General features: G+C 39.9%; 6 protein-coding genes and 2 riboswitches. All 6 genes read right to left on the bottom strand.

All coding sequences use genetic code 11. The annotated features are described in order from the left end of the window. Nucleotides 1-236 precede the first annotated feature (236 nt). Nucleotides 237-2,306: a glucose-specific PTS transporter subunit IIBC gene (gene ptsG, locus ABES02_RS16830; RefSeq protein ID WP_430137214.1), complete on the bottom strand. Its 2,070-nt coding sequence runs from the start codon at nucleotides 2,304-2,306 to the stop codon at nucleotides 237-239. Between the two features lie 190 nt (nucleotides 2,307-2,496). Continuing rightward, complete coding sequence (gene glcT / locus ABES02_RS16825; protein WP_430137212.1) at nucleotides 2,497-3,339, bottom strand: glucose PTS transporter transcription antiterminator GlcT; 843 nt, start codon at nucleotides 3,337-3,339, stop codon at nucleotides 2,497-2,499. A 147-nt stretch (nucleotides 3,340-3,486) separates the two neighbouring features. Further along, complete coding sequence (locus ABES02_RS16820) at nucleotides 3,487-4,815, bottom strand: NCS2 family permease (protein ID WP_430137209.1); 1,329 nt, start codon at nucleotides 4,813-4,815, stop codon at nucleotides 3,487-3,489. A 115-nt stretch (nucleotides 4,816-4,930) separates the two neighbouring features. Beyond that, a riboswitch (purine riboswitch) is annotated at nucleotides 4,931-5,032 on the bottom strand. A gap of 107 nt (nucleotides 5,033-5,139) precedes the next feature. After that, complete coding sequence (guaA, locus tag ABES02_RS16815; RefSeq protein ID WP_430137219.1) at nucleotides 5,140-6,660, bottom strand: glutamine-hydrolyzing GMP synthase; 1,521 nt, start codon at nucleotides 6,658-6,660, stop codon at nucleotides 5,140-5,142. Nucleotides 6,661-6,803: 143 nt separating this feature from the next. Then, a riboswitch (purine riboswitch) is annotated at nucleotides 6,804-6,905 on the bottom strand. A gap of 40 nt (nucleotides 6,906-6,945) precedes the next feature. Next, on the bottom strand, nucleotides 6,946-9,159 hold the full coding sequence (locus ABES02_RS16810) for a transglutaminase TgpA family protein (protein WP_430137206.1): 2,214 nt from the start codon (nucleotides 9,157-9,159) through the stop codon (nucleotides 6,946-6,948). Continuing rightward, nucleotides 9,156-10,328, bottom strand: a complete 1,173-nt coding sequence (locus tag ABES02_RS16805; protein ID WP_430137203.1) for a DUF58 domain-containing protein — start codon at nucleotides 10,326-10,328, stop codon at nucleotides 9,156-9,158. The genes ABES02_RS16810 and ABES02_RS16805 overlap by 4 nt, the downstream gene beginning before the upstream one ends. Nucleotides 10,329-10,348: the final 20 nt, after the last annotated feature.

Raw genomic sequence — 10,348 nt, 5'->3', positions numbered from 1 at the left:
TGTTTAGTTTTCAAAGAACAAGTTCATTACTTAGTTCGTCACTTCGTTCAGAAGCAACTTTATTACTATATCACGTTGCAATCGCGAAGTCAACAACTTTTAATAATGTTTTTCAACACCATCACGTTATTAACACGTCATCAACGACTGCTTTAATATAATAACACCATGTAAAAACTACGTCAACATAAATATAAATAAAAAACCGACCCGTTTTTACCGGGCCGGTCATTTTTTTACTTCGTAATCTTAACAATTCCTTCTTGCTTCAGATCAACAAGACCATCTTTTTCAATAACAACCTTTTCGCCTTCAGTTAAATTAGTGAAGACAATTGGTGTAATCGTTGAAGTGGCGTGCTCTTTAATGTAATCTAAATCGATTTTTAATAAAGGTTGACCTTTTGTTACACGGTCATTTTCAGCTACTAAGGTTTCAAAACCTTGGCCTTTTAAGTTAACGGTATCAATACCAACGTGGATTAAAATTTCACGTCCACCATCAGAAAGAATGCCAATCGCGTGTTTTGTTGGGAAGAGATTTACGATTTTACCGTCAACAGGTGAAACCACCGTTCCTTCTGCTGGAACTATCGCAAAGCCGTCGCCCATCATTTTTCCTGCGAAAACTTGATCCGGCACTTCTGTAATTGGCTTAATTTCTCCTTTTAATGGAGCAACAAATACTTCATCGTTTTTACGCACGGTTTGCAGTGCTTCTGGGTTAATTTCTTCAATTTGTTGTTCTACACCTTTTTCTGGTGCGTTAACAGCAGTCGTACGTGGACGCTTTCCTTCCATTATATCCTTCATTTGACCTTTGATAGTTTCAGAACGAGGTCCAAAGATAGCCTGAATATTGTTACCAACTTCAAGTACCCCTGCAGCGCCCAGCCTTTTCAACTGATCCTTGTCTACATTTTTAATATCGTTAACAGATACACGAAGACGAGTGATACATGCATCTAAGTGTGCAATATTGCCCTTACCACCCATTGCATCTAAGATATTTCCTGCTAAATCGCTTGATCCAGCTTTACCTGTTGGTGCTTGATTTTCTTCATCATCTAATTCACGACCAGGTGTTTTTAAATTAAACTTACGAATTGCGAAACGGAAACCAAAATAGTAAATGAGTGCAAACACAAGTCCTACTGGAATAACAAGCCACGCATGTGTTTGCGGGTTAATTAAACCAAATAAGATATAGTTAATTAATCCACCAGAGAAGGTCATCCCGATTTTTACATCTAATAAGTGCATAACCATGAAGGAAAGACCTGCAAACACCGCATGGATACCAAATAAAACTGGTGCAACAAACAAGAATGAGAATTCAATTGGTTCAGTAATCCCAGTTAAGAAAGAAGTTAAAGCAGCTGATGCCATTAATCCGCCGACAAACTTTTTCTTTTCAGGACGTGCTTCTTGATAAATCGCTAATGCTGCAGCTGGTAAACCAAACATCATGAATGGGAATTTACCTGTCATGAATGTACCAGCAGTTAGATTTTTCACGTGGTCAGCAATCTGTGCCATGAAGATGCGTTGGTCACCGTGGACAACTTGACCCGCTTTTGTTGTATAATTACCAAATTCAAACCAGAATGGAGAATAGAAAATATGATGTAATCCAAACGGAATTAACGAACGTTCAATCACACCGAAAACAAAGGCAGAAAGAGTTAGGTTTGCATTAACCATGTTGGTCGAGAATGCATTCAATCCAGATTGGATTGGCGGCCAGATCACTAACATCAATAATCCTAATAGAATAGCTGTTCCCGCAGTAATAATCGGAACAAAACGTTTTCCAGCAAAAAACCCTAAATATGATGGCAATTCAATCTCATAGAATTTATTGTACAAACTCGCAGCAATAATACCAACGATAATACCGCCAAACACACCCGTTTGAAGTGTTGGGATACCAAGAACACTGACATAGCTTGTACCATTAATAGCCTTCGCATCAATCCCTAAAACAGTTCCCATCGTTACATTCATGATCAAGTAACCAATGATCGCTGCAAGACCCGCTGTACCTTCTCCTCCAGCTAGACCTACCGCAACACCTACCGCAAACAAGAGTGGAAGGTTACCAAAAACGATATCACCAGCATTTTTCATTACATTCGCAACCATTGCAACAGCACTATTATCCAACCACGGAGCTAGGTTTAATAAAGCCGGGTTAACTAGCGCAGCACCTAATGCAAGTAAAATCCCTGCAGCTGGTAAAAGAGCAACCGGCAGCATTAATGCTTTACCAACTTTTTGCAAGACACCAAAAGCATTTTTAAACATAATAGTTCCTCCTATAAAATATTTTTAGCTCATTAAGCGTTTACATCTTTGTCAAAAAAACAACAAAAAAGGCATGAGTAAAAGTTTAACTGAATGAAGGTATGGGTATAGATTACCCCTAAATCTTCATTTCAATTAATACTTTTCACTCATGCCTGATCGAATCAGTAACACGTAAAAAATATAATAGCTATTTAAATTTGTTTTGCAGCCTTTGCAGATGCATCGTTAGATAAACTGCTTCTGCATCAAAAACCTGCATTTTCAAAGTTTGTTGCATCACTTTAATGAGCTTCCATGAAAGATTATAGCACACTGGATATTCCGATTTCAATAGGGAAGCGATTTTTTCTGGTTCTTCCACCTTTTCCCCTTTTATGACCCGATCGATAGCAAACCGAAGATGGCGGACAAGCCTCATATAATCAATACTTTCCTTATCAATCTCGATTTCAAACTGCTCCTCAACCATTTCAACCAGCCTGCTTACCAGCTGTGAATGCTGATTAACTTCAGATAAATTTTTATTCGTAATGGCACTATGAATATGCAAGGCAATAAATCCAATCTCCCCAACCGGCAGGGAAATTCCCGTTTTATGTTTAATAAGCTCTACCACATCCGCAGCAACTTCATACTCATGGCGATAGAGCGCTTTCGTTTCCACTAAAAAGGGGTTGCTCATTTCCATTCCTTGTGAAGCACGCGTGATCGCGAACATTAAGTGATCCGTTAGAGCAACATGGATATGTTCATTCAACTGTGAACTCGTTCTCTGCTTAATCAAGTCAATCGCCGAAATAATCACTTCTAAAAATTCATTATCGATAAACGGCAGCAGCTTAATATAATTTTCCTGTTCTTTTTCATTTTTTAATACAAAAAGCTTTTCTACCGTATCTGTATCGATATAGTCCCCACGCTTCCGGTTGAACCCAATCCCCTTGCCAATTACCACTACTTCTTCATAGGAAGGGTGTTCAGCGATTAACACATTGTTATTTAATACCTTATCAATTAACAGTTTTGCCATGACCCTTTTCCCCATTTCCCCAAGCATAACATTAGTATTTTCATGTTATAAGAGGAAAAACAGGAAGTCAACGACAAATAGCGACAATATTATTAACAACCGTGTAGGTAAAAAAAGGAACTGTGGTCACCACAGTTCCTCGTAAAACTATTTTAAGAAGATGAAATAAAGGACAAATATTACAAAAAAGAAGTACATAATTGGGTTAATTTCTTTCGCACGACCTTTTACAATCATTGTAATCGGGTAGAAGATAAATCCGACCGCAATACCTGTTGCAATACTGTAAGACAATGGCATCGCAATCATTGTTAAGAATGCTGGGACAGCTATTTCAAACTTCTGCCAGTCAATTTTCCCTAAAGAAGAAACCATCAACACACCGACAATGATTAAAGCAGGTGCTGTAACAGGTGCTGTAACGACTGATAATAACGGAAAGAAGAATAGCGATAAAATAAATAGTCCGGCTGTTACTAGTGAAGCAAAGCCTGTTCTCGCACCAGATGCGACCCCTGCTGATGACTCAATATATGATGTTGTCGTTGATGTACCAAGCACCGCTCCAACACCGGAAGCAATCGAATCTGCAAGCAACGCTCTACCTGCATTTGGAAGCTTGTTGTCCTTCATAAGTCCTGCTTGATTGGCTACAGCCACAAGAGTTCCAGCGTTATCAAAGAAATCAACAAACAAGAATGTCAAGATAATCCCAAGCATCGCGGTTGTGTAAAAAGAACTGTCTCCGAAAGAAGAGAATGCTGCGCCAAATGTTGGCGCTAAGCTTGGAACGGAATCCACGACCTGATTAGGCATTTTGATTTCACCAAAAATGATCCCAACAATGACGGTAAGAACCATCCCATAAAATACGGCACCCTTGATTCCCTTGGTCATCATGATTACTGTTACCACAATACCAAAAATCGCAAGTAATGCTTCTGGAGACGTCAAGTCACCAAGTCCTACTAATGTCGCATCGTTATTAACTACAATTTTTGCATTTTGCAAACCAATAAAAGTAATGAACAAGCCAATTCCCGCACCAACTGCGTGCTTTAAATCCACAGGAATCGCATTGATAATTTTTTCACGAAGGCCTGTCAAAGTTAAGATGAAGAAGAACACGGCGGAAATCAATACAGCACCAAGTGCATGCTGCCAAGGAATCCCACTGCCTAAAACAACCGTATAAGCGAAGAAAGCATTTAATCCCATTCCTGGTGCTAAGGCCAGCGGATACTTTCCAAGAAGCCCCATGATAATCGATCCTAAAGCAGAAGCTAACGCTGTTGCAACAAAGACCGCACCGTAATCCATTCTTAAGTCTGCTGGAAAATCCTTTACCGAAGCAAGGGACAATGTTAATGGATTGACGACTAAAATATAAGCCATAGCCAAAAAGGTGGTCAATCCGCCAATAAATTCACGGCGATAATTTGTACCTAGTTTTTCAAACTCAAAATACTTGTGCATGTCTTTTCCCCCCATGGAAAAAATTTCTCTTTATTTTACGAAAAAACGCTCCGATTTATTCTACCGGAGCGTGACTAAGGCAAGTGTAAAAATAGAGAGGAAAAGAATGCCCCTTTATTTATAAACACTGCCTCGTAGTCAAGCTATTTACGGTAGCTCGGTAGAAACTTTTGGGCCATATTCCCAAGATTATACGATGCAATATAATAAGTTCTTGTTTACTTTTTCATTCTACCAGCGATTTGAGAATTTGTAAATAAAAAATACGAACGATTTTATTATAAAAAATAATATCGTTCGTATTTTGGTGTTATTTAGTAATTTTTATTCCCACTCAATTGTTGCTGGCGGCTTGCTGGTAATATCGTAGACCACTCTGTTTACATGAGCTACCTCGTTGACAATGCGGGTTGAGATTTTTTCAAGCACATCCCAAGGGATCCTTGCCCAGTCCGAGGTCATTCCATCAATCGAAGTTACCGCTCGAATACCGATTGTATAATCATATGTCCGAGCGTCACCCATTACGCCGACACTGCGAATGTCCGGAAGCACGGTGAAGTACTGCCAAATCTCACGGTCAAGTCCATGATTTTTAATTTCTTCACGCAAAATCCAATCTGATTCACGTACGATTTCAAGCTTATCCTCGGAAATAGCTCCAAGAACGCGAATACCAAGACCAGGACCTGGGAATGGTTGTCGCCAAACTATATCATCTGGAATGCCAAGCTCCGTTCCAAGCGCACGGACTTCATCCTTAAACAAGGTGTTTAATGGTTCGATTAATTTAAATTGCATATCTTCAGGCAGGCCGCCCACATTATGATGCGATTTAATGGTTTGAGCCGTAGCTGTGCCGCTTTCGATAATATCCGTATATAACGTTCCTTGGGCAAGGAACTCGATTCCCTCAAGCTTTGTCGCTTCATCATCAAACACATAAATAAATTCATTTCCGATAATTTTCCGCTTCTTCTCTGGATCTGAGACACCTTCAAGTTTTGATAAGAACCGGTCTTTGGCATCAACCTTAATGACATTCATATGGAAACCTTCTGAAAAAGTCTTCATGACGCTGTCTGCTTCATTTTTCCGAAGCAAGCCATGATCCACAAAGATACAGGTTAGTTGATCACCGATGGCTTTATGGATTAACACGGCCACAACCGATGAGTCCACTCCGCCGCTTAATGCACAAAGAACTTTTTTATCGCCAACAGTTTCACGAATTTTCGCCATTTCCATTTCAATAAAGTTATTCATCGACCAATCTCCGGCGCAATCACAAACCTTAAAAACAAAATTCTTAAGAAGGTCATTACCATAAACAGAATGCTGCACCTCTGGATGAAACTGAACTGCATAAAGCTTTCTTGCTTCATCGCTCATGGCTGCAATTGGACAGGATGGATTGGTTCCATCAACCGTAAAACCTGCTGGTGCTTCTATTACAAGGTCACCATGGCTCATCCAAACCACTTGCTCATCCGGAAGTCCAGCAAACAGGGACGATTGATTTTGAATCGTCATGGTTGCTTTTCCGTACTCACTATTCTTAGCTTTTTCCACTTTCCCATTAAAATGAACGGTCATCAACTGCATGCCGTAGCATATTCCTAAAATCGGCAAGCCCATTTCAAAAATTTCCTCATCACATCGGAATGAGTTTTCATCATACACACTGTTGGGACCACCTGAAAAAATGATCCCCTTTGGGTTCAATTGGCGGATTTCCTCTGCTGTAATCGTATGCGGGTGAAGCTCACTGTATACTCCAAATTCACGTATCCGGCGAGTAATTAATTGATTATATTGGCTACCAAAGTCTAATACCACAACCATATTTTGTTTTTCAGTCAAAACGGCCACCTCAATTTTCCAAATTTATTTTAGTATTTGCTACTTGTAAATAAAAAAAACTAGAAATCTCCCCCCGAACGAATCTCAGGAAGGCAGAATTCTAGTTTTCTCTTAAAAAATCAACACAGAAAAAATTCTGCCTTCATAGTCAGGCCATTTACGGCAGCCCGGTAGAGACTCTCGAACCCTATCATCGAGGATATATGAAGGTATAAATACGTACCCTATTAAATTAAAACATATTGTATCAATAGGTTGTTTTTCTGGTCAAGCGATTGTCTTTTTAATTAAATTTTCCCATAATTCACGCGACTCTTTCCAACTTCCCTGCGGAAGATGGTGATGGTACACATATTGCTCATAACAGTCAGTCAGCCTAGTCATCTCTCTCGTTGAAAAAAACGAATCAACATAGCGCGCATAATTCCGAAGCGTCTGATTATCCTTCCGCTTTATTCCATAGCGTTCCAACTGACTTAATAAAATCAGAAATGCTGTTTCAATACTTTCGTCTTTCCGCTTGAAGCGATAACGCACTAAAACAACAATTGGGAACCATTTACCTCGAATCCGATAAAGGATACCTGTAATGATGGCAGTTAAGACCAAAATCAGAACGATTAACTTCCAGTTGTTTTCCCAAAATTCTTTAACATCTTTCCAAAAAGTTTGGAAATCAAACGACTTCTCGCTGTTTGCCTTAGAATCCTCTATCTGCTCCTGTTGTGGTTTTTTGACCGGTGCTGGAGTTGAGGACTGATTATTGGACGATGATTGTCCTGTTCCATACTCAATAGTTAATCCATTTGAAAATCCTTTGGTCGGCTCAAATGCGACCCAGCCTTGATTTGGAAAAAACACCTCTACCCAGGAGTGGGCATTGTTGTTGGTTACTTCGTATATCTGATTTCCTGAGTTTTCATCACTATATTTGATAAAATCCCCGCCCGTGAAACCTTTCACCCAGCGCGTCGGAATACCAATCGTTCTTAACATTACAGCCATCGAGGAGGAGAAATTGTCGCAATATCCCCGTTTCGAATCAAACAAGAATTGATCAACGTAATCATCCGCAGTCCCTGGCATAGCTACATTTTTTTGATCATAGGTGAATTCAGCATTCGAAAAGTAGCTTTCGACTGCTTTTGCTTTATCAAACCAATTCACCTTGCCAGCAGTGATTTTTTCGGAAAGATTTTTCACCCGCTGTGGTAAATTGTCTGGAACCTGGGTATATTGTTGATAAAATTCTTGACTAATCTCGGCTGGATTATAACCCTCTGTCACTCTTAAATCCGTTGCCTTATATTTTGGCTTTTCAAATTCTACTGTAAAAATGGCTGGTACTTGAGGCCGATTTTCTTTATCGAAAAAGCCAATCCTTTCATTGGTAGTATCGATAACAAATCGATTTCCTCCTGGGTCTTCAGGCAGGATTTTTACTATTTTTTGTATTCCTGCAGGATACATTATATAGTTGAATTTATAATTTTGGTGAGCATTAACACTAGCCGTTTCCTTAATGGTTTCAACATTTTGTGGATAAGAGTAAACAGGGACTAAATCTTCCTGTCGAAATGGAATTGGTGTTGTCCCGGAGGTGAGCCAGCCCTTCCCCGTATACGTATCCTTTGTTTCCATTTTCCAGTAATTCGAACCATTCCCCTCGTACATGAACACAGGATTTGCATCCCCAATAAATGAGCCGCCTAATGATGAATCATCCTCTCCATAGCCAATACGATGGGGGCCACCTGTATTTTCTTTTCCTGCCGTATCCTTTGCCGCTGTTAAATACGGAACAGGATCCGGCCAAATTGGAGCCGCCTTAGGTGCAGCGATGCCAATCAATACACTAAAGGCAATCATCACAGCAAGCGGAATCATCCATCTTCTGAGGAAAGAAGCATCGCTTGTTACCTTTTCTTTTTGAAGGATACGGAAAAATGTCAGCATGCCCATCACAGAAAAACCAATGACAACAGTCCGGATAATGGCTATTTTTGCATTATAGGGTGTAAAGGTATCCAGCACCGTTATATAAATGAGTGTCATAAAGAAAAAGATAAAGATTTGCTTGCGTTTCAAGAGCCAATAGTGGATTAGGTACACCATTAACCACAACAAAATAAAAAACAAAAGCGTGCGAAATTCATTCGTTAATTCATTCCAACTTCTCGCTACGATCAGCCCAAGGTTATCAACAACATCTGTAAGAAAAGTGTTTAACCAGCTAAAATGGAAAAAGCCCTCTTCATAATAGAATCGATTGATAGAAAACAAGATTATTAACACTTTAATCAGTGCTTGCCAGAACCATTTCATGCGAAAAAAAGAAAGGGCAAAGGAGATGACCATAAAGATAATAAACGTTTCGATATTATCGGTATCGGTTAATCGTTCAACTGGCCTAAGCCATTCCCATAAAAGCAGGAAACCAAATACATATAAAAGAAAGGAAGATAGATCCCTTCTCATCATCGTAAACTCACCTCCGAAAAAGCGGATGCAAATTCGCCTTCATGGATCATGATTACCCGGACTCTGCGGGCATTTGCAATAGAAATCATGGAGCGTTCATGTTCAGAAGGCGTTTCTTTCTGGCCCTTGATCAGAAATAGAGTAACCGACCCTTTTCTTTGGCCAAGAAAACTTGCTTTCTCAATCAGCGGTTTCGTCAATTGCGCCGTGACAAGCATAAATGATACGGATTGCTGAATAAAAAGACCATCCGTTTCTAACACTTTATCAAACGAAGAATAGCTTTTTGCTTCTATTTTGGCGAGATGATAGAAAAGCTCTTGAAGATGCTGCTCGCCTCCTCTAAGCGGGAATGTCGCTCTCTCTTTACTGATCGTGAGCAATCCTGTCTGTGCACCCTTTTTCAAAACGGCACGAATGAGGGATGCCGTGAAGGAAACAACCGGCTCAAAGTGCTTTTCGGGAACACAATCCATGACAACAAAGATATCATGCGACTGGCGCTGCTCAAATTCCTTCGTCATAATCTCCCCCCGCTTGGCGGAGGCTTTCCAGTTAATCCAGGAGAATCGATCGCCAGGCTGATAATCCCTTACGCCAACCGCCATGGAAGTATCACGCTGCACCCTCTCACGGGATGCAGTCAATCCTTGATCGTACTGATTTTCAAACGGTCGGTACAAGAGCTCGGTATAGGCAGGGTACACAATAATTTTGCTCTCTTTTTCAAACGTCTTTTCTTTTTCAAATAAGCCAAGCGGATCACCAATTCTTAACGTAAACGATTTGAAAAAATGCTCCCCTCTTGGCAGTTCGTTAATGATATATTCATAGGAAAATTCCTTTTTCATCCCAGGAAGGAGCAGCGACTTTGGCGCTTTCTGCTGCTTGGCATACTTTAAAGCTTCATCTAATTGGTCTTCAATTAGTAAATAGAATAACGGAAACCCTTTCGACCTTTTTATTTGGACAGTCACTTTTAACGGTTCGCCTGCATTGTAATCGGTTTTCGGTAATACCCTTGTTACTTCAAGCTCATTCATCGAGTAGAAGGATAAAGCCAAACAATAGATGGCAAAGGGAAGAAAGCTATAAAATAAAAACCAGCTGACAAATCCCCCTTGGAACATCGCATACGAGAAGGTTAAGAGAATTAGTAAAAGTAACAAAACAAACTTCCAGGCTTTTT

Source organism: Neobacillus pocheonensis, from assembly GCF_050477905.1.
Taxonomy (GTDB): domain Bacteria; phylum Bacillota; class Bacilli; order Bacillales; family Cytobacillaceae; genus Neobacillus; species Neobacillus pocheonensis_A.
This window is presented reverse-complemented; position numbering and strand designations above follow the sequence as displayed.